Consider the following 20,486-nt stretch of genomic DNA (forward strand, 5'->3'; position numbering starts at 1 on the left):
TTAATGTCAAAGTAACTACCTCAATAGAGTGTTACTCATTATTGAAATTTATTTTACCGAATTTCCTCTGGAAGAAAATAACTGCAACAACTCCAACCAGAACAGCAAACCATAATGTTGCGACTCTTGTTATGAATGTTGTAGCAGCAGCATCATTTGCTGTTAAACCTTTCGAGGTTAACATCAATAAAAACGAACCTTCTGTTACTCCAAGTCCGCCTGGTAGCATCGACACAGCTCCTACGATGGTTGAAAAACTATAGCTGAAAAATGACCAGCTTACATCAATAGCAGCATTAAAATTATTAATCACTAAATAATATCCAAAGCATTCAAATCCCCACGAAACAACACTAATCATGACCGCAATTATAAGTGGTTTAATTTTTAATAAAGTATAAGTTGAATGATATAATCTTTCGATTGACTCAATTCTTTTTTCAACAAGTTTTATTTTGGATAAAACCGACATTATAGAATCAAAAAGTTTTCTGTTAGTGAGAATTAAAATTCCGATAAAAATTATAATTGTTATTATCAGTGCTGCATCTCTGCCATAATCATAAATGTAAGCTCCGATTAGAGCAAGAATTGTAAGAGAAAGAAAATCAGTTGCACGCTCAGCAAAAATAATTGGAGCAGTTACTGAGACAGGAGTTTTATTAACCGTTTTAACCAGATATGCTTTTAACAATTCTCCTATTTTACCGGGAGTAACACTCATCAATAAACCTGACATAAAAATCAATAACGAATCTTTTTTATCAAGTTTGATTTTCAGTTCTGACAGATAATAATTCCATTTAAAGTATCGAGCGAAATAATTTCCCAGAGAAAGTAAGAGCAGAATTGGAATAAGTAACAAATTAAATTTAGCAAAAGAAAGTAATAACAAATCAAAATCAATATAGATAGTTATTGCAAGGTAAAGAATCCCTGCAAAGGCAATCGAGATAAGAGTTCTCTGTTTTAGTTTTTCAAGCAATTATAAAATCCTTAAAAGTGCATGATAAAATTTTGATAATGGTAAACCAACGACATTATAATAACATCCGTTTATATGATCAACGAATACTGCCCCAAAGTCATCCTGGATGCCATAAGCTCCTGCTTTATCCATCGGACTACCTGTTTTAATATAATCTTTTATTTCCTGATTAGTTAGCTTTCTGAAAGTTACATCTGTTTTAACAAACTCAGTTATAGTTTTTCCGGTTGATGTATTATGAATACAATAAGCAGAAAAAACCTGGTGAGTTCTTCCACTGAGTTTAAGTAACATCCTGAAAGCATCTTTTTCATCTCTAGGTTTTCCAAGAACTTTGTTGTCAAGAAAAACTATTGTATCAGCAGTAATTATGATTCCATTTTTAATTTTCTTCCTGGCAAGCTGCATTTTCTCTTTAGCAATTCTCATCACCGAATGCTGTGGTAATTCATTTGGTTTTACTAATTCATCTGAATCAACAGATAAAGATTTGAACTTAAGATTTAGCTGCTTAAGAAGCTTTCTTCTTCTTGGAGATTTTGAAGCGAGATATATCGGTAAGGCAGTTTTAATCATTCAACTTTTTTATTTCTGTTCCGGGAAAATAATGAGAAAGAATTTCTTGATAAGATTTGCCTGCTCTTGACTGAGCAATCGCTCCCCATTGACAGAGTCCTACTCCGTGTCCGTAACCTTTGCCAATTATCTCAATATTTCCTTCGGGATTGATTTCAATTACAAAATTATTATTCTTCAAAATGCCATTACCAGATTGATTTTTGATAATACTTCTGATTTGGTTTCCAAAAATACTAATTGAACTTATTCCATCATCATTTTTAAGAAGTATTTCTAACTCATTAATTCTACCTGATGGAAATCTTGATTTGATTTTAAATTTTTCGATAGAGTAGTTTTCACTCTTCAGCAGCTTTGCATCAAATAATCTTTTAATAAATGTTTTTTCCGGAATAACTTCTTTCCAATTAAAGTTTGGTGAAATGGAACAGTAAGGTGTATCTCCATCTTTAATAGATTTCAAATATTCTATTTCTTCTTTTGTAAAGACATTCGCAGAGCTTTCGGTATACCCGGCACAAGTTGAATGATAAAAAATAATTGCAGGTTGATTATCAAAAGTTAATATTAAACCTCTGGTTTCATCGACGGCACTATTCGAAAGAGGATGTTCAGAATCTGCTCCTCCATAAACCTGATCACTAACATCTGGAAGCAAGTCGTAATATGTTCTGCTGCTAAAAATTTTATTTAATGCATAAGTACGTGCTGCAATAGCGAACGCTTTAAGAGCTTCATAATTTTCAGTTCCCTTACCCACTGGCATTTCTTTAGTCATCACTCCTTTTATATAATCTTCCAGAGAAAGCTGATTGATTGTTTTTACAACTCCATCAACATTTATCAACTTTATTCGACCACGATATTTTTTATTATTTATTTCTATTACTGAATCATTTACTGATTCTAAATAAAATTCTTTTCTGTTAAAATTTTTTGAGCCGAGTTGAATTAGTAAATCCTCATAGATTGGTTCCACTATTATTTTATTACCCGCTTTAACTAATGCGAGTTTTTCATTTTCAGAGATTATATAGGCATCATTATCAATTTGTAGTTCCCTGGCAGAGTTACCAAGCAAGACCCTAACTTCATTTTTATAATCTTTAATCAGAGATTCTTTGTATTCAGTAAATCTTTTAGAAGGTGCACAAGAAGAATGAATCAAAATTAAAACTAGAACTAGAAGGAATATTATTGAGTGATTTTTAAGATTTGAGTTAAAAAGGATATCCAGAATCAAGATTGCTTACCGAAACATAGCTTTAATGCTTCCCCAGGTGCGTTTAACACCGGAAATGCTGTGGGAAACTGAGACTTCACTTGAATATGAAACTTGAGAGTTGTTATCAACTATTTTTAATCTGTATGTGAAAATGTAATCGTTGCCTTTGAAAATATTATTATCAATAAATGTATAAAAAGAATTTGAACCTTTGGGATAAACGGTTCCTATTTCAATGAATCCATTGTTGGGAGTTTTTCTTTCTACAATAAATTTACTGAGAGATGCAGTCTCTTCACCGGTTTTCCATTCAACTATTATATTTTCACCATCACTTCTGGCAGTGATGCTTTGAATAAATGCTGATGCAAAAACCGAAGCAATAAGTAATAAAACGATAGATATTTTCAAAAGTGTATTTTTCACGACCAAAATATATTTCAAGCAGTTCTTATTGTCAATACTTTTTACAAATAAAGTTTTATGGAAAATTCCTGCAATTATTGATTTTTTAATGGAATTTTTTCATACCAATCTTTTGATAAGTACTTAAAGAGAATTATTCCGGAATATATAATAATATAAATTGGCATAGCTAACCATGCTCCTGTTAAACCGTAACCAAATGTTACTCCAAACAAATAAGACAACGGAACCAAAATAAATAAATTTGTAATTACTTCTGCTTTCATTACGAATAACATTTTTCCGGCTGCTTGCAGAGCATTTGCCAGAACTACACCAATTGCATAAAAAATCTGTGCAAAGCCGGCAATTCTAAGAGCAGGTTTAGCTGCTTCAATAATTGAAGCATCGTTGGTTATGATTAGTAAAACATACTGAGGCATTAAAATGAATAGAATACCTAATGCAAGAGTATAGAATGTAGCAACTTTTGCAGTTTCAATTCCATAAATTTTTGCAAGATTAAATTTACCCGCACCAAGATTATTACCAACCAATGTTTGTACAGCAATTCCAAATCCGAAACAAGGAAGGAATGAAATAAACAAAGTGCTGATTGTTGCTTGAGTGGCAGCCTGCTGCTTTGTTCCTATTATACCTGTAATTGCAACAAAGATTAAGAATCCAATTAATATAAAAACATTCTGAAGTGAAACTGGAATTGAAATTTTCCAGATAGATTTTATGACATCAAAATCAATTTTAATTCTCCTGAAGTTTTGAAATCTGTTCCTGTATGAAGGCAATAACATTATCGCAGTGTAGAAAAAGAAATCAAATGATGAAGCTAATGTTGATCCAAGACCTGCTCCAGCTAATCCCATTTTCGGCATACCAAAATTTCCAAAAATGAAAATGTAATTGAAGATAATATTTAATAGGTTGGTGATTATACCGGAAATCATAAAAATTTTTGTTTTACTTATTCCAAAATAAAATCCCCGGTAAGAAACCGATATTAAGAAAAATGGTATTCCAAGAAATCTATAGAAGATGTACTCTGAAGCATAATAAGCAACCTGATCATCAGATGCAAATAAATCAGAAATGGGTTTTGCGAAGAAGGCACCGATTGCTGCGACAATTATTCCAATTGATAATGAAATCAATAGAGAATTATTTAATGTATTACCACACTCAACATAATCTTTCTGGCCAAACCTTCTTGCAACAATTACATGTGTTCCTGTAGCGAGACTTGAAAAAAAACTTATTAGTGCCCAGGTTGCAAGTACTCCAATTCCCATTGCTGCCAATGCATAAGTAGCTTCATCAAGTCTTCCAACCATTGCTGTATCTACCAGTGAAACGACCATTTGAGTTGAAAGACCTGCAATCGCTGGTAAAGCAATTCTGAGGATTTTTTTATAGAAATTGTTTACTGGTAAAAGAGTATTCATTAAAAAAATTATTTAAAAAAAATTGTCAGCCCTTTTTAAGAACTGACACGAATTCTGAGTATAAATTTATTTAGTGGAGCTAAGGGGAGTCGAACCCCTGACCTTCTGAATGCCATTCAGACGCTCTCCCAACTGAGCTATAGCCCCAAGTCTTTAATTTTACAAAACAAATTTAATTCAATAATGAACTTTTTACAATTGTCCAGCACTCATAATTCTGACTTTTTTTCTATTTACCCTTTAAATAGTTTTGTTAAGAAATTATGAAAAAATTCAGTGAAATAATTTTAGTTGCTATTATTACCATCAGTCTCTTTGGTTGTGACGATACAATCACAAATCAGGATGTTGATAATATGATTATACCATCTTCCAATGTAAGTTTTTCACAACATGTCTATCCGGTTTTTCAAGTAAAATGTTTTAGCTGTCACGGAAATGGTATTTATGAAGCAGGACTTGATCTTACACTTCGCTCAAGGTTTGTTGATGGAAGAATCGTTGTTCCAGGCGATACTTTAACCAGCATTTTAGTCTGGAGAATTGACAGACCACCCAGAGCAGGATTTAATCCTATGCCTCCTGAATTTATGCCTCAGCTTACATCAAACCAGATCAGAGGAATTAAAATCTGGATTGCTGAAGGAGCATTGGATAATTAAATCCACTTCATTTTTTTATACCATTCAACAGTTCTTCTGATTCCCTCTTCTATTGAAACATTCTGGTGATAACCAAGTTCTTTTACTGCTTTTGATGTATCACAAATCCAATATTGCTGAGTGATATCTTTCGCTTTTTCAATGTTAAGTGTTGCAGGTTTTGAACTGAACAAAGCTGCAAATTGTGCGATAGCAGCAATTGAATAGACCATAAAATGTGGTACTTTAATTACTATCGGTTTCTTACCTATGATTTCCGAAGTGATATTATTTATTTGAGGCCAGGTATAAAATTCTTCTGAGCTTATAAAATAAATTTTTCCTTTTGCGATTTCATTAGTTGCGGCAAGATAAAATCCGTTTACCAAATCAAGAACATGAATTAAACTTAATTTCTTTTCATTAAATCCAATTGTTGTTGTTAATCCTTTACTAAATGTTTTGAAGTAAATAAATATCTCCGTATCTCGTTCACCGTAAACTGCTGGTGCCCGACAGATAGTAACAGGTAATTTATCTTTATAAGAAAGGACTAACTTTTCTTCCTCTAATTTACTTTTACCATAAGTTGTTATTGGTCTGCATTCGGTATCTTCATTCACCGGTTTTCCATCGTAAGAAGGACCTGTTACTGTTTGACTGCTAACCACCAGGAATCTTTTTAGATTTGCACCACTTTCCAAAGCGGCTTCAATCAATGTTTTGGTAGTATCAACATTTCCTTTAAAGTATCCTTCTTTAGTTTTAGATTTAACAACACCTGCTACATGAAAAACATAATCTGAATCCTTAATAAGATCTTTCAATGCATCTTTATTGTATAATCCACAATCGAATATTTTAACATCTTTCCCCTGCAACCATTTTAAATCAGAAGATTTCCTTGTAATACATCTTACTTCATAACCTTTATCAAGAAGTAAATCAACTAAATGACTTCCAACAAAACCGGTTCCACCGGTAACAACTGCAATTTGTTTATCCTTCATATACCTCTGCTTTATTTGATTTTACAAACTTATATTTTAATTTTCGCCGACAAAATTACTAAAAAGAATACTTATCCTATTAATCGTTTAATACAGGAGGAATATTGGACTTATTCAAAAAATGTTACGAGTTTACACGAGCAGATGAAGTTAAGGCAATGGGGGTTTATCCGTATTTCAGACCCATCGAAGAAAATGAAGGACCTGTTGTAAAAATAGAAGGTAAAAGAATTATTATGGCAGGTTCAAACAATTATCTTGGTCTCACAGGACATCCCAAGGTTAAAGAAGCAGCAATCAAAGCTGTTGAAAAATACGGAACCGGTTGTTCAGGTTCTCGTTATCTTACCGGAACTCTTGATTTACACATAGAGCTTGAATCAAGATTAGCTAAATTTTTTAATACTGAAGCTGTGTTACTTTACAGCACCGGCTATCAGACAGCTCAGGGAATTATTCCAACGCTTGTTCAAAGAAATGAATATGTGATTTCTGACAAAGATAATCATGCCTGTATTGTTGCTGGTACATTGATGACTAAAGGCTCAATGGGTGAATTACTAAGATACAAACATAACGATATGGATGACCTTGAAAGAGTTATTTCAAAGGTTCCTATTGATGCAGGTAAACTAATAGTGAGTGATGGAGTATTTAGTACAGGTGGTGAAATTGTTGAACTACCAAGATTAAATGAGATTGCAAAAAAATATAATGCAAGAATTCTAATCGATGATGCTCACGCTGTTGGTGTAATTGGTAAAGGTGGAAGAGGAACGGCAAGTGAATTTAACCTGGAAAAAGAAGTTGATCTTACAATGGGTACATTCAGCAAGACATTCGCTTCTTTAGGTGGATTTGTTGCAGGTGCTGAGCGTGTCATTAATTATCTTAAACATTTTTCACCAGCTTTGATTTTCAGTGCATCACCAACTCCTGCTTCAGTTGCAGCAGCTTTAGCTGCTCTGGATATTCTTGAAGCACATCCTGAACTTGTAAATAAACTAATTGATAATGCAAATTATATGCGAACTAATCTTCGTTCGCTGGGATTTAATGTACTCGAAGGCAGAACTGCCATTGTTCCTGTAATTGTTGGAGATGATGCATTAGCTTTTCAAATGTGGAGGATGTTATATGATAACGGTGTGTTCGTTAATGTGTTTATTTCCCCTGGTGTTCCTCAGGGAAGACAAATGATGCGCACAAGTTATATGGCCACTCACGAAAAGCATCATCTTGATGAAATACTAAATGTATTCGAGACTGCCGGTAAAAAACTTGGATTAATTTAATTTAGATATTTTCGATTACAGCATACTCTTTTGAGTATGCTTTTTTTATTTAAGAGGAAAGTACATGAGCGAAATAAAAATTTCTGTTGTTAAATCTAAATCAGATTTAATGCGATTTATAAAATTCCCCTGGAAAATTTATCAGGGAGATCCATATTGGGTTCCTCCACTGATAATGGATAGAAAAAAACTCTTAAGTAAAGAGAAAAATCCTTTCTTTAAACACGGCGATGCAGAATATTTTCTTGCTGAAAGAAACGGTGAACTTGTTGGAAGAATTGCTGCAATAAGAAATGATTTACACAATAAATATCATCACGATAAAGTTGGGTTCTTCGGATTTTTTGAGTGTATAAATGACCAGCAAGTTGCAAATTCATTATTCGACGCAGCCAAAAGTTGGTTGAGAGAAAGAGGATTTAATGCAATGAGAGGTCCTGCAAATCCTTCAAGCAACGATGAATATGCTATGCTTCTTGAAGGTTTCAATGATTCACCAAGATTGTTAATGACTTATAATCCACCTTACTACATAACCCTTTGTGAAAATTACGGTTTCAAAAAAGCAAAAGATCTTTACGCTTACAGTCTTGAACATGATAAAGTTGTTTCTTCTGATAAAGTAAGAAGAGTTGCAGAGATTGCTCAGAAAAGAACCGGAATTATAATTACTTCACTTAATATGAAGGATTTTAAAAATGAACTGATGAAAGTTAAATATGTTTACAATAAAGCATGGGCGCCAAACTGGGGTTTTGTTCCAATGACTGATGAAGAGATTGATGCTGCTGCAAAAGATTTGAAACCATTAGCTGAACCATCACTTGTTTTGTTTGGCGAAATTAATAATCAATTAGTAGGTTTTGCTCTTGTTATGCTTGACTATAATCAGATATTCAAAGAGATGAATGGGCACCTCTTCCCTTTCAATTTCATTAAGCTTTACACAAAAAAGAAAAATATAACCTGGGCAAGAATTATCACTTTGGGTATTATTCCTGAATACCAAAAGAAAGGTTTGGATGCAGTATTCTATTGGGAGATTGTTAACCGGGCTGCAAAAGTTGGTATATTCAAAGGTGAAGCTAGCTGGATTCTCGAAGATAACGATATGATGAATCGTGGTGCTCAGGCATTGAATGCAGAGATTTATAAAAAATATCGCGTATGGGAAATTCCTATTTAACTTACTTTTTATTTTTCTGCTTTATACTTTTTGAGAATATTGGAATTGCTCAATATAGTCCTGATAAAACCGATTTAATTGAGACGACTGCTAAACGCGATTTCAACAAAAGAATTCTGGAAAAATATTTTTCTTCCTCTGATACATCGGATGTAATAGCTGCACTGCTTTCTGTTTCTCATTCAGAAGACACAACTTTTGTTAAAAGAATTACTGAACTTCATTTTATCAGATATGGAAAGTGGATTTCTTTTGCTTTAGGTCAAATTGGAAATTCTTATTTAGCAAAAGAATTTTTAGCGAAGAAACTATTTGAAAAAAATTCTTCCAATCCGGAATATATTTTTAATGCTCTGGGGAAACTTGGGAATCAAAATGATTTATCCACAATACTTGAATATTATAACGATAATCCTGAACTAATTGGAATTGAAGAAGCGATACTTCAGTTTCGCAACCGAAACATTACAAACGAGTTGAGCAAATCAATTTTAGTTAATCAATATCTATCTGAAAAAACTTCGCTCGAAAGAAAGAAAAAGATTCTATTTACACTTGCCAGATTAGGTAGCGATAGCACAATTAATAATGAGTTAGTTAAGATTTTATATTCTAATACTGATAATGAGATGTTACAATTAGCTCTGATGAATTTCAGAGTACAAAAAAATTTTTCAGTTAATTATGATTTGATAGACCAACTGTTTAACGAAGCAGATGACGAAGTTAAAATAGAATTAGTTAAATGTCTTCCCTATTTCAATAACGAAACCTCATCATTAAAATATTTTACTTCAATTTTATCTAACGAAAGCATAAATGAAAATTTACTTATCGAAACAGTAAAAGCACTTCAAGTTCAGAAATGGAATTCTGCTTTATTGAATGGGAATAAAATTTCAACACATCTTAAAAAGTTAATTCATAACCACAAAAAAAATTTTATTTTAAATGAAACTATCAAAACTTATGCACATCTTTTTGATTTTGATGATTTGAAAAGTGATAGTTTATTTCTTAAGAATTTGTCAGATATTAATGTTATTCAACTTCTGGTGATTGCAAAAAAAGATTTACCATTTTCTATTTTGTTAAAACACTACAACAACATCACAGTTGCAAAGCAAATGCTGGTCGCTTTAGAAATACTAATTAGTTTAATTAAAGACTTCTCTTCAGATACAAATTATGTTCAATTTATTCTTAATGAATTAAAATCTGATAATCCTGCAATCATTTCGATTGTCGCAGATGGAATTGATTCAATTTTTATAGCAAATCATTCTGAAGAATTGAAAGAAATAATTTTATATCAGGCAAACAGATTTAAAGATAATTCTGACTTCATTGAAGCAGAAATTTCTCTAATAAATCTTTCAGATAAAATCTCACATGACTTTCAGAAAGAATTGGTTAAAAAATTATCTGACACCAAACTTTACTCATTAACAAAATTCTTAAATCGACTTGATAATAGTATTGGACTCACAGAAAAGAACATCAATCATTTATCAAACTTTATTAAAGAAGCTTTCAATTTTTCCGGTGCAGTAATTAAAACTAATAAAGGAATAATAACTATAAAATTTAAACCTGAATTAGCTCCAATCACAGTTGGTAATTTTGTTCATCTTGCAAAGAAGAATTTTTATGACGGAATAATTTTTCACAGAGTTGTTCCTGGATTTGTAATTCAGGCAGGCGATCCAACAGGTACTGGTTGGGGTGGTCCGGGCTATGAAATTATCTCTGAATTTTCACCAGAAGAATTCAAAACCGGTGCTGTTGGAATTGCAAGTGCAGGAAAAGATACGGAAGGTTCACAATTCTTTATTATGCAAGGTTATTATCCGCACTTGAATTCACGCTACACATTATTCGCTGATGTGGTCAGCGGAATTGATGTGGTAATGAAAATTTCTGAAGATGATCAGATAATATCAGTTGAGTTATTAAAATAATTACTTAAGCACTTCATTATACTTCGAAATATGCGCCGGGTCAATTCTTTTTAATCGATTAAAAATATTTATATCACGATAATCTCTCAGCAAATCAGTTATCTCACCATTCTTTGCATCAAAAAAAGTTCTGAGCAGAACACTGTTAATGTCTGTTTTATTTTTCATATCATTCAAAACATTTACAAGATTTGCAATGTGTTCCTGAGCTTCTTCTTTGTTTACCTGGTATAAATCTAATCCATAATGATATTCATAAAATGCTTCACGGAATGGTCTGAATTTATCGTTGAGCAAGTCTTCACATAATCTTGTCCGGTTATAAGCATCACTTGTACGCTCCCAACCTTTTTTATAATTGCTGTTCATACCAAGATTGGCAATGTTAAATGCTTTCTGAAAAAATTCTGTTCCATAAAATTCTCCCCAGGTTTCATAATCAAAACCGATAATTATGTTTGCATAAAAATCAAGAAAACTTGTTATTGGATCATAGATACTCTGATTTGAATAAAGTGGCTGACCTTTTTCATACTTAAAATTCCAGTTTGCGTCATTGATGGTTAACATTGGTGACTGTTTATCTGATTTGAACACTGGTCTTGTGCTGGTTACAACCACCTGAGCAGAATACTCTATATCACTTGAAGCACTTGTGAAGAAAATGTTTAATGCACAATTAATCTTTTCACCTTCAAATGGTTCATTGGTAAATTGAGTTTTATTCATATATGTTTCAATTTCGGAAGCAAAATTAGCAAGCAATTCACGATTGTTGATTGGCAGTTTTTCGTAGTTTACTGTAACTCTGCAATTCAATTCCTGCGCTGAAATGTTAATAGTAAAGAATAAAGTGAAGATTATCAAAATATTTTTTTTCATATTTGAACCAGCTATTTTTTACAAGTTTAATATATAGATTTAGCATATATCTGACAATCAATTAAATTGTTGATGAAATATCTTTCACTGATATTACTTTGCACCTCATTAAGTCTGGCTCAATTCAATCCTGGAGCTAAACAAATATCTCTGGCAAATTCTGATGTTGCTTTAAGCAATGATGTATTTGCTCTGTTTAATAATCCCGCAGGTTTATCCCAACTTAACTGGAGAGAAGTCGGAATTTATTACTCTCCTGCTCCATTTGGATTAACCGAACTTGCTAATGGATATATCGCATTTAATGAACCTTTCAGTTTTGGCTCTTTATCCGTTGGTGGAATGACTTATGGTTTTGAAATTTACAGAGAATCAAAAATCAGTGCTGCGTATGCTTATAATTATCAGAATAGATTTTTTGTTGGCGCTTCGATAAATTTTCATACGGTCTCAATACAGAATTACGGAAATGATAATGCATTTTATCTGAACATTGGTGGATTAGCATATCTTACTGATAATTTCAGAGTTGGTTTTTCATTTCACAACATTAACCGTGCTTCTTTCGGTAATGAAGATGACCAGATTCCGGTAATTCTGAATTCAGGAATAAGTTATGATTTAATACCAACACTTACATTAAACGCCGCAATAGAAAAAGACATTAAACAAAAAGCTTCTTTTATGTTTGGTGTTGACTATGATTTAATTGAATATCTTTCACTTCGGTCCGGGTTCTCAAATGAGCCATCAAGATTTTCAGCTGGCATTGGAATAAACTATTCTTTGATAAGTCTTGATTATGCGATGTTCACTCACTCTGATTTAGGACTAACACATCAGGTTGGTTTGATAATAAGTTTTGGAAGAGATGGAAGTCGCAAAGAAGTTATCAGGAACCATCTTGAGATTAAGTAATGAAATTACATTCACTAATTTTTTTAATTATTCTAATCTTTTCACTTTATATTTTCCCACAAGTTATTGATTCCACTGATATTCAAACTGAAGAAACTTTGGATGAACTTCTTGAAGAATCTTTTGAAGAAGAGGATAATTCGGATTTATACAATTCGATTGAAGAATTAATATTGAATCCTATTGATTTAAATTCAGCAGATATCTTCGAGCTGCAAAAAATTCCCGGAGTAACTTCAAATATTGCAGAAATTATTCTTTCGTATCGAAACAAGTTTGGACCTTTCTATTCTGTCAATGAACTTTATGCAATGAGAGAATTAGACAGAGAATTGATTGATAAAATTATTCCGTTCTTAAAAGTTGAAATAAAATATTTTCAAATTGATTCAACAATAAATGAAGATAACTTTTCTGATGAAATAAAGCTTCCATCAAAACTGAAATTACATTTGCGAAGTCGTTATGGAAACGATTTCCAAACACGAAAAGGATTTGAAGAAGGAATTTATGTCGGGAGTAAGTTAAGAGCTTATAACCGGTTGATAGTCAAATATTCAAAACAGATTCAAGCAGGAATTATTTTTGAAAAAGATGCCGGAGAAAAAGATTTTAATGACTTCAGCTCATTTCATATAAATGCTAAAGACATCGGACCAATCAGCAATTTTATTGCAGGCGATTATGTTCTCGAATTCGGTCAAGGATTAATGCTTTGGAGTCCTTACAGCTTTTCCAAAGGAGCTGATGCAATTTTTCCAGTTAAAAGAAAAGGCAGAACAATCAAACCTTACACAAGTGCAACCGAGTATGACTTTATGCGCGGAGTTACTTCAACATTTAATTACTCCGATTTATCATTTACAGTCTTCTATTCTTCAAAAAAAATTGATGCGAATGTTGATTCAATAACGAATAAAATTACATCAACTCCAAAAACCGGATTGCATCTGACCGAAAATGATTTGAATAAAAAGAACCTTGTAAAAGAAAATCTTTTCGGTGGAAGAATTTCATATAAATTTCAAAATAAACTGAATGTTGGATTGTCAGCTTATAGTTCAAAGTTCAGCAATGAATTTGAAGCAAATTCTGTTTACGACTTAAAAGGAGATCAATTCAGATTTTATTCTTTTGATTATGATTTAAATATTGGTCAATTAAACTTTTTCGGCGAATTTGTTTATAACGAAAAATCTATAGCATCAATAAATGGTTTAATATTATCACCACTTAAAAATTTTACTCTGTCTGCAAGTATCAGAAGCTATCCTGCCAACTACATTAACTTACACGGATTTGCTTTTGGTGAGCAATCAGGAAAAACCAGTAATGAATTTGGAATTTATTATGGATTAAAATGGAAAAGCGATTTTGGTTTGTTAAATCTTTACTACGATCAGTTCAGGTTTCCGTACAAGACATTTGAAAATCCTGTTCCATCTTCAGGAGATGAAATTTATCTAAGTTATTTAATTAAATTTATCGGAAAGACAAATCTTTTTTTACGATTCAAAACTGAACGGAAAGATGTTACAGAAAATTCAGATGAATTAAAATCTGTGTTTATGCGAATTAGAAATTCTTACAGAGTTGAACTTGGTTATGTAATTACAAATAAATTACAGATGAAATCCAGAGTTGAATACAATACATATAGAATTGATAAATCTGATTTGAATGAAAAGGGACTTCTGATTTTTCAGGATTTCCGGTATGAACTTCAAAAATATTTATTCATCTATGGAAGAATTATTTTTTTCGATACTGATTCATTTAATTCTGCTGTATATGAATTTGAAAACGATTTAACAGGCGTTTTGACAAACCTTCCTATGTATGATGATGGAATGAGATGGTATTTGCTGATAAGGTATAAACCAATTGATATTATAACTCTTTCGATGAAATACTCGGAGACTTACAAACCAAATACTAAAACATTGAGTTCAGGAAATAATTTAATAAACAACAATATAGATAACAGAATCAGTTTTCAGATAGATGTGAATTACTGAATATTATTCATACCTCAAAGCTTCAATCGGATCGAGATTGGCTGCCTTGTAAGCCGGATAAGTTCCGAAAATTACTCCAATCAAAACACAAAGTGTTATTCCAATTATTACCCAATCAACCGGAATAGCTGTCTGTGCATTCAAAAAACTTCCGGCAAAATTTCCAATTCCAACTCCGAGTAAAATTCCAATAATGCCACCTAGAAAACATAACACAACTGCTTCTATTAAAAACTGAGTAAGTATCCAGGTCTTTCTTGCGCCTAATGCTTTGCGAATTCCTATTTCTCTTGTACGCTCAGTAACTGAAACAAGCATAATATTCATAATTCCAACTCCAGCAGCAATCAAAGCAATAATAGAAACTGCAAGTGCACCAATCTTGATTGGTCCGGTAATATCATTAACCTGACTAATCATAGATTCATTACTGTAGATATAAAAATTATCAGGTTCGCCCGGTGATAATTTTCTTATTTTCCTCATATAACCTGTAGCGGCCTCAATTACATCGTTATAATCTTCTTTACCATAAGCCATTACTGTAATGTTAACACTTCTACCATATTTTCCATACATGGACTGCCAGGTTGTAATCGGCAGAACAATATAATTATCTCTGCTTTGTCCGAATAATGCTGGTTGTGCTTCGATAACACCGATAACCTGTAAAGGTCTTCCATCAACTCTGATAGTTTGACCAATTGGATTGATATTGGGGAAAAGTTTATCAACAATATCTTTTCCTATCAGACAAACATTTGAAGAATACTGAACATCTGTCTCTCTTATTTCTCTGCCATATTCAATATTCCAGTTGTTTGTTTTCATTGCGTCAACAGTTATGCCTGCAACCTGAATATTCGGATTGGTTTCTTTGTTTCCATATTTAACTACAACTCCGAATTGCCATTGCTCAGCTCCGACATATTTAGCATTGGTTAACAGCTCTTTCAATCTGTAAGCTTCTTCGATTTTAATATCCGGTCTGTTTTCTCTGAACCTTGGTCCACCACCAAAAGTCGGGTCATTTTTCTGAATCTGAAAAGTGTATTTACTTAATTGTGATAATCCTTCTTCAATACTTCTCTGAAGCATTGTAATAATTGTCATAATCACAATTATTGAAAAAATTCCTACAACAACTCCGAGAATTGTGAGTCCGGTTCTTAACTTGTTGTTTTTAAGTGATTGAACAGCTATCGAAAAAGTTTGACTGATATTCATATTGCTTCAAAAGTAAAATTTAAATAATTATTCATAACGCAAAGCTTCAACCGGATCCATTTTAGCTGCTGTATATGCAGGTGCTATTCCTGATACTATTCCTGTAATGAGTGAAATTCCGATTCCTAAAATGACCGAACCAATCTGAATTGAAGTTGGAATAAACTGATTGATTAACATACTTAGAATAACAGCAGCTATTAAACCTGCAAGTCCACCAACTAAACAAATCACTGATGATTCAAGTAAGAATTGTGCAAGAATTGTTCTTCTTTTTGCACCGATTGCTTTACGTAAACCAATTTCTTTTGTTCTTTCTTTAACTGAAACGAACATAATGTTCATTATTCCGATTGCACCAACAAACAGAGACAATCCCGTAATAAATAATCCGGCAATCTGAATAACTCCAACTACTGAATTATAATTTTCCTGTAAACCCTCTTGTTGATTTATTGAGAAATCATTTTCCTGATCATAAGAAAGTCCGCGAACCTTCCTCATAATTCCTTCTGCTTCTGCTTTTGTTTCTTCAACCATAGCAGGACCTGCAGCTCTCACATTGATTGTGATTGATCTCCATCTGTTACTAGCAAAATTTTTGAATATTGTACCAATCGGAACATAAATCTGATTATCAGGATTCCAGGGTCCAAGAATAAAACTTCCCTGCTCAGCCAATACACCGACAACACGAAAATTCTCGCCACCTATCTTAATAGTTTTATCAAGGGGTGATAAATTCGGGAAAAGTTTTTTAGCAATTTCGCTTCCAATTACAGCAACCTGTCTTGAGCCATTACTTTCAATCTCAGAATAAAATCTTCCTTCAGAAAAAGTGAAGTTAGTTGTTTTCACATAATCCGCATTTGAGCCATTGATAAAAACATTTTCAACTCTTCTTTCCTGGTATTTTACAGTTTGAACTGTGTTGATAACTGGCGCTACTGCAACAGGAAGCTTTGCAAGGTTTTTGAACTTTTCAAATTCTTCCATAGTGATGTTTTTTCTATTACGCATCTTCCACCACTCAACATTTGAAAACCATGCCCATTTATCAATATATAAAACATCCGAACCAAGTGAACTTATTCCTTGCTGAAAAGAGTTGTCAATTCCTTTGATTGCTGTTGACATTGTAACAACAACTGTAACTCCGATAAATATTCCAAGCATTGTTAGCATTGCACGAATCTTATTCGAAGCGATTGCTCTTAATGCAATCATCATTCCTTCTTTAAATTCAAAAAGAATAACTCTCATTGTGCCACTGTAGATTTAATTTTTGGAATATATCTTCTTTCAACTCTTTCATCTTTTTCAATTAAACCATCTTTCAGTCTGACAATTCTGGCTGCATGCTCGGCAATGTATTCTTCGTGAGTAACAAGAATAATTGTATTGCCTTTTTCATGAATTTCATGAAATAAAGCCATAATCTCTTCACCTGTTTTTGAATCCAGATTTCCTGTTGGTTCATCCGCAAGTATAATTGACGGGTTCGTAACAAGTGCTCTTGCAATTGCAACACGCTGTCTCTGCCCGCCAGAAAGCTCATTTGGTTTATGATGAAGTCGATCTTTCAAACCAACATCAATCAGTGCCTGAATTGCTCTTTCTCTTCTTTCTGCAGTTGGTACACCAGCATATATTAAAGGTAATTCAACATTGTGAACAGCATCTGATCTTGCAAGAAGATTGAATGTCTGAAACACAAAACCAATTTCTCTGTTTCTGATTATTGCTAACTCGTTGTCTGACATCTCACTTACACTAACGCCTTTGAATTCATATTTCCCTGAAGTTGGTGTGTCAAGACATCCAAGCATATTCATCAAAGTTGATTTTCCTGAACCAGACGGACCCATAATTGCAACATATTCATTTTTATCAATTCTTAAAGATACATCACGAAGTGCGTGTACTTCTTCAAGACCGACTTTATAAATTTTTGCAATATGTTCTATGTTGATTATGTTCATTTTAAACTCAAACTATTTTTTGGTAACTGCAGTTTTTCTTTTCTCTTCAACGCGAACTTTAGAACCATCCTGAAGTTCTCTTGATATTGCACGATAACTTCCTGATACAACATCTTCGCCGCCTTTAAGTCCTGATTTAATTTCAATATAGTCAGCATCACTTATTCCGGTTGTAACTTCAACTGCTTTGGCTTTTCCATCTGCAACAATGAAAACAATCTCTTTTGGTTTATCGTTTTTACCATTGCTCTTTCTCTCAACAACTTCTTCGCCTTCTTCCATTGCTTTCTCCGGAGTTTTTGATCTTATAGTAACACTTTGAATCGGAACAGCCAAAACATCTGAAACTGTTTCCGTTTGAATATCTGCTGTACAGGACATTCCTGGTCTTAATTTGTCATCAGGATTCAGTAATTTAATTCTTACTTCAAAGTTAACAACCTGCTCCTGTGTTCCTAATCCTTTTGTCTTTGCACTATTGCCAATCTGTGTAACAACTCCTTTAAATTCTTTATCCTTAAAAGCATCAACTTTAACAATTGCAGTATCACCTTTTGAAATTAAGATAACATCATTTTCATCGACTTCAACTACTGCTTCAATGTTCTTTAAATCTGACACAGTCATTATCTCTGTACCCTGCGTAAATCCGCTTCCGAGAACTCTCTCACCCAATTCAACATTTAGTGATGTAATAATTCCATCCATCGGAGAATAAATTGTAGTTTTATAAAGTGATTCGAGAACTTCTTTTAATCTTGCTTCACTTTGAAGAACATTAGCTACAGCAGCATCATATGAAGCTTTTGCTGTTAGGTAGTTTGCTTCAGCTGTTTCTTTCTCAGAATCACTTGCTAAATTTTTAGCATGAAGTTCTTTAATTCTGTTATAATCAGAGGTAATTTTCTGAAGTTCAGCTTCTCTTATTTTCAACGACGCTTTTGCAGATTGTAAACCTGCTTCAAGCTGCTCTTTCTGCGCTTTGTACTGATCTCCTTTGATACGAATTAACAATTGACCTTTTCTAACCTGATCACCTTCTTTAACCGGTAACTCAATAATTTCACCGGTGACTTCGGGAGTAATTACTACTTTAAATTCTGGTTCAATTGTACCAGTTGCAGCGACAGTTTGAGTGATTGTTCGTTTCTCAACTTTTTCTGTTGTAACCAAAACTATATCTTCTTTACTTCCGGCAGTTAAAACCACAACGACCAGGATTACGAGCAATAATCCTAATCCACCGAAAATAAAAAGTTTCTTTTTCGATTTAGATTTTCCGTTAGCCATTTAAATATTCTCCTATGATTAAAATTTATTCGTACTTAGTTATATCAAGAATTCCCAGATAATATTTTATCTGATCACTGATTATGATGTATGAATATTGCGCATTAACATAATCAGTCTTAGCAGTAATGAATGATGAATTTGCAATCAGTAAATCAAGCAATTTACCTGAGCCGAGATTATATCTTTCCTGTTCAATCTTTAATCTTTCCTCAGCTGCTTTAACATTCTTTTCACTTACAGATAAAGATTTTTTTGCTGCAATCAGAGAAAGATATGATTCATTAATTTCCTGTTTAATTTTTCTTTCAAGTTCTCTTACTTCTAGTTCCTTATTCATTGATTGAACCTCAGCTATCTGAACACGATTGCTAACTGAGAATCCTGAAAAGATTGGAATGTTTAAATTCAATCCCACTGAGTATGTTTTTGATTTGAACAGTTCATCAAATTTGTTTGAGTAAGAAGAAAATCCAAGTGAGCCGGTCAATCTTGGAAAATGCCCCGAACGTGCTATCGTAACCTGATTCAATGAACCTTCCAATTCATACAATTTACTTTTATAATCAAGTCGATTATTGTATGCATCGCTTATTCTTTCCTGAATATTTTTATAATCTTCTTCAAGGTCTGTTGTTAGTATGCTTTCTTCGCGTAAAGTAAAATCAGTTTCGAACGTATAATCACCAGTAACATCAAGACCTAAGAATATTAAAAGATTATTTTTTGCTTTCTGAACTTCAAGATTCTGATTTATCACCTGTAATTCAGCATTACCAAGTTCAACCTGTTGTTGGTATAAATCAGCTAAAGTAGCAGCTCCAAGTCTGTTTTTCTCTTCAATCGTTTTGAAATTTATTTCCTGCTTTTTAACATTTTCTTCACGGACTTTTAATAATGCCATTTGAGTCATAAGATTATAATATCTTGTAATTGTGTTTATAACAGTTTGCTGTTTTAGGAATTCAACATATAATCTTGTTGAATTCAGATTATTGTTTGCCGCTGATAAATTCGCAATGTTTGAAAGTCCATCGAACAAAGTAACATCAGAATTTACGGAAGCGATGTAACTTCTTGTTTCACTTGTGATTTTAGGTATGTTAAAAGGAATTCCATTTATGTAACGAATCGAACCGGCTTGTTCATTTCTATCCCAACCCCAGGAAGCAAAGCCACTTAATGACGGCATAAAATTTCCGTAAGCTGCTGTTACACCGGATTCCTGTGACAATATATTATTTTCAGCTTGATTGAGAATTGTATTTTTCTGTAGTGCTAACTGAATTGCGTCTTTCAAAGTAATTTTAGTTTGAGCAAATGAAAGCCCGCTTATAAGAATTATCAGAAATAAGTACTTGAAATTTGTAATCATTGATACTCCAATGATAAGTTGATTTGTTAAGATTTTAATAATTA

General features: G+C 32.8%; 18 protein-coding genes and 1 tRNA gene. 6 read left to right on the top strand and 13 right to left on the bottom strand.

From position 1 onward, the window contains the following. Positions 1 to 31 precede the first annotated feature (31 nt). From Q0X14_RS03145 to Q0X14_RS03170, 6 genes are all read right to left on the bottom strand, one after another. A complete protein-coding gene (locus Q0X14_RS03145) occupies positions 32 to 985 on the bottom strand; it encodes a lysylphosphatidylglycerol synthase transmembrane domain-containing protein (protein WP_297842302.1) in 954 nt (317 codons plus the stop codon). Further along, positions 986 to 1,564: a Maf family protein gene (locus Q0X14_RS03150; protein ID WP_297842305.1), complete on the bottom strand. Its 579-nt coding sequence runs from the start codon at positions 1,562 to 1,564 to the stop codon at positions 986 to 988. Further along, positions 1,557 to 2,735 carry a SpoIID/LytB domain-containing protein gene (locus tag Q0X14_RS03155; protein ID WP_297842308.1) on the bottom strand — a complete coding sequence of 393 codons (1,179 nt, stop codon included), beginning with the start codon at positions 2,733 to 2,735 and terminating at the stop codon, positions 1,557 to 1,559. Before Q0X14_RS03155 ends, Q0X14_RS03150 begins: the two co-directional genes overlap by 8 nt. A gap of 81 nt (positions 2,736 to 2,816) precedes the next feature. Then, positions 2,817 to 3,203, bottom strand: coding sequence for a hypothetical protein (locus Q0X14_RS03160; protein ID WP_297842311.1), 387 nt, complete (start codon positions 3,201 to 3,203; stop codon positions 2,817 to 2,819). Positions 3,204 to 3,292: 89 nt separating this feature from the next. Continuing rightward, positions 3,293 to 4,657 carry an MATE family efflux transporter gene (locus Q0X14_RS03165; RefSeq protein ID WP_297842314.1) on the bottom strand — a complete coding sequence of 455 codons (1,365 nt, stop codon included), beginning with the start codon at positions 4,655 to 4,657 and terminating at the stop codon, positions 3,293 to 3,295. A gap of 74 nt (positions 4,658 to 4,731) precedes the next feature. Beyond that, positions 4,732 to 4,804, bottom strand: a tRNA-Ala gene (locus Q0X14_RS03170). 116 nt (positions 4,805 to 4,920) lie between these two features. Here Q0X14_RS03170 and Q0X14_RS03175 point away from each other — a divergent pair. Further along, positions 4,921 to 5,319, top strand: a complete 399-nt coding sequence (locus Q0X14_RS03175; RefSeq protein WP_297842317.1) for a c-type cytochrome domain-containing protein — start codon at positions 4,921 to 4,923, stop codon at positions 5,317 to 5,319. Here the strand turns inward: Q0X14_RS03175 and Q0X14_RS03180 are convergent. After that, on the bottom strand, positions 5,316 to 6,308 hold the full coding sequence (locus Q0X14_RS03180; protein WP_297842319.1) for an NAD(P)-dependent oxidoreductase: 993 nt from the start codon (positions 6,306 to 6,308) through the stop codon (positions 5,316 to 5,318). The genes Q0X14_RS03175 and Q0X14_RS03180 overlap by 4 nt on opposite strands. Before the next feature lie 158 nt (positions 6,309 to 6,466). Here Q0X14_RS03180 and Q0X14_RS03185 point away from each other — a divergent pair, with 158 nt between their 5' ends. The 3 genes from Q0X14_RS03185 (at position 6,467) to Q0X14_RS03195 (ending at position 10,750) form a co-directional block, all read left to right on the top strand. Next, complete coding sequence (locus Q0X14_RS03185) at positions 6,467 to 7,603, top strand: pyridoxal phosphate-dependent aminotransferase family protein (protein ID WP_366522794.1); 1,137 nt, start codon at positions 6,467 to 6,469, stop codon at positions 7,601 to 7,603. Between the two features lie 64 nt (positions 7,604 to 7,667). Then, positions 7,668 to 8,789: a hypothetical protein gene (locus Q0X14_RS03190; protein WP_297842324.1), complete on the top strand. Its 1,122-nt coding sequence runs from the start codon at positions 7,668 to 7,670 to the stop codon at positions 8,787 to 8,789. Then, positions 8,771 to 10,750: a peptidylprolyl isomerase gene (locus Q0X14_RS03195; RefSeq protein ID WP_297842326.1), complete on the top strand. Its 1,980-nt coding sequence runs from the start codon at positions 8,771 to 8,773 to the stop codon at positions 10,748 to 10,750. The genes Q0X14_RS03190 and Q0X14_RS03195 overlap by 19 nt, the downstream gene beginning before the upstream one ends. Here Q0X14_RS03195 and Q0X14_RS03200 read toward each other — a convergent pair whose 3' ends face one another. Beyond that, on the bottom strand, positions 10,751 to 11,632 hold the full coding sequence (locus Q0X14_RS03200) for a DUF4835 family protein (RefSeq protein WP_297842328.1): 882 nt from the start codon (positions 11,630 to 11,632) through the stop codon (positions 10,751 to 10,753). A 72-nt stretch (positions 11,633 to 11,704) separates the two neighbouring features. Between Q0X14_RS03200 and traF the strand changes: the two genes are divergently transcribed. Continuing rightward, positions 11,705 to 12,550 carry a conjugal transfer protein TraF gene (traF, locus tag Q0X14_RS03205; RefSeq protein WP_297842331.1) on the top strand — a complete coding sequence of 282 codons (846 nt, stop codon included), beginning with the start codon at positions 11,705 to 11,707 and terminating at the stop codon, positions 12,548 to 12,550. Next, complete coding sequence (locus Q0X14_RS03210) at positions 12,550 to 14,568, top strand: helix-hairpin-helix domain-containing protein (protein ID WP_297842334.1); 2,019 nt, start codon at positions 12,550 to 12,552, stop codon at positions 14,566 to 14,568. The genes traF and Q0X14_RS03210 overlap by 1 nt, the downstream gene beginning before the upstream one ends. A gap of 3 nt (positions 14,569 to 14,571) precedes the next feature. Here the strand turns inward: Q0X14_RS03210 and Q0X14_RS03215 are convergent, their stop codons facing one another. From Q0X14_RS03215 to Q0X14_RS03235, 5 genes are read right to left on the bottom strand one after another with little or no spacing between them, the layout of a single operon-like run. Next, positions 14,572 to 15,795, bottom strand: coding sequence for an ABC transporter permease (locus tag Q0X14_RS03215; RefSeq protein ID WP_297842336.1), 1,224 nt, complete (start codon positions 15,793 to 15,795; stop codon positions 14,572 to 14,574). Between the two features lie 27 nt (positions 15,796 to 15,822). Continuing rightward, positions 15,823 to 17,058 (bottom strand): ABC transporter permease, encoded by a 1,236-nt coding sequence (locus Q0X14_RS03220; protein ID WP_297842337.1) that lies wholly within the window; start codon positions 17,056 to 17,058, stop codon positions 15,823 to 15,825. Continuing rightward, positions 17,055 to 17,777, bottom strand: coding sequence for an ABC transporter ATP-binding protein (locus Q0X14_RS03225; protein WP_297842339.1), 723 nt, complete (start codon positions 17,775 to 17,777; stop codon positions 17,055 to 17,057). Before Q0X14_RS03225 ends, Q0X14_RS03220 begins: the two co-directional genes overlap by 4 nt. Before the next feature lie 12 nt (positions 17,778 to 17,789). Then, positions 17,790 to 19,067 carry an efflux RND transporter periplasmic adaptor subunit gene (locus Q0X14_RS03230; RefSeq protein ID WP_297842342.1) on the bottom strand — a complete coding sequence of 426 codons (1,278 nt, stop codon included), beginning with the start codon at positions 19,065 to 19,067 and terminating at the stop codon, positions 17,790 to 17,792. Between the two features lie 25 nt (positions 19,068 to 19,092). Continuing rightward, positions 19,093 to 20,442 carry a TolC family protein gene (locus Q0X14_RS03235; RefSeq protein ID WP_297842346.1) on the bottom strand — a complete coding sequence of 450 codons (1,350 nt, stop codon included), beginning with the start codon at positions 20,440 to 20,442 and terminating at the stop codon, positions 19,093 to 19,095. Between the last annotated feature and the right edge of the window lie 44 nt (positions 20,443 to 20,486).

The sequence above is a fragment of the Ignavibacterium sp. genome (assembly GCF_025998815.1).
Taxonomy (GTDB): Bacteria; Bacteroidota; Ignavibacteria; order Ignavibacteriales; family Ignavibacteriaceae; genus Ignavibacterium.

Excerpts from the sequence above, each read along its gene's own strand:
- Q0X14_RS03185 (WP_366522794.1), top strand. The coding sequence starts at position 6,467 with ATGGGGGTTTATCCGTATTTCAGACCCATCGAAGAAAATGAAGGACCT.
- traF (WP_297842331.1), top strand. The coding sequence starts at position 11,705 with ATGAAATATCTTTCACTGATATTACTTTGCACCTCATTAAGTCTGGCT.
- Q0X14_RS03165 (WP_297842314.1), bottom strand. The coding sequence starts at position 4,657 with ATGAATACTCTTTTACCAGTAAACAATTTCTATAAAAAAATCCTCAGA.
- Q0X14_RS03225 (WP_297842339.1), bottom strand. The coding sequence starts at position 17,777 with ATGAACATAATCAACATAGAACATATTGCAAAAATTTATAAAGTCGGT.
- Q0X14_RS03215 (WP_297842336.1), bottom strand. The coding sequence starts at position 15,795 with ATGAATATCAGTCAAACTTTTTCGATAGCTGTTCAATCACTTAAAAAC.
- Q0X14_RS03190 (WP_297842324.1), top strand. The coding sequence starts at position 7,668 with ATGAGCGAAATAAAAATTTCTGTTGTTAAATCTAAATCAGATTTAATG.
- Q0X14_RS03195 (WP_297842326.1), top strand. The coding sequence starts at position 8,771 with ATGGGAAATTCCTATTTAACTTACTTTTTATTTTTCTGCTTTATACTT.
- Q0X14_RS03150 (WP_297842305.1), bottom strand. The coding sequence starts at position 1,564 with ATGATTAAAACTGCCTTACCGATATATCTCGCTTCAAAATCTCCAAGA.
- Q0X14_RS03200 (WP_297842328.1), bottom strand. The coding sequence starts at position 11,632 with ATGAAAAAAAATATTTTGATAATCTTCACTTTATTCTTTACTATTAAC.
- Q0X14_RS03235 (WP_297842346.1), bottom strand. The coding sequence starts at position 20,442 with ATGATTACAAATTTCAAGTACTTATTTCTGATAATTCTTATAAGCGGG.
- Q0X14_RS03210 (WP_297842334.1), top strand. The coding sequence starts at position 12,550 with ATGAAATTACATTCACTAATTTTTTTAATTATTCTAATCTTTTCACTT.
- Q0X14_RS03175 (WP_297842317.1), top strand. The coding sequence starts at position 4,921 with ATGAAAAAATTCAGTGAAATAATTTTAGTTGCTATTATTACCATCAGT.
- Q0X14_RS03220 (WP_297842337.1), bottom strand. The coding sequence starts at position 17,058 with ATGAGAGTTATTCTTTTTGAATTTAAAGAAGGAATGATGATTGCATTA.
- Q0X14_RS03180 (WP_297842319.1), bottom strand. The coding sequence starts at position 6,308 with ATGAAGGATAAACAAATTGCAGTTGTTACCGGTGGAACCGGTTTTGTT.
- Q0X14_RS03230 (WP_297842342.1), bottom strand. The coding sequence starts at position 19,067 with ATGGCTAACGGAAAATCTAAATCGAAAAAGAAACTTTTTATTTTCGGT.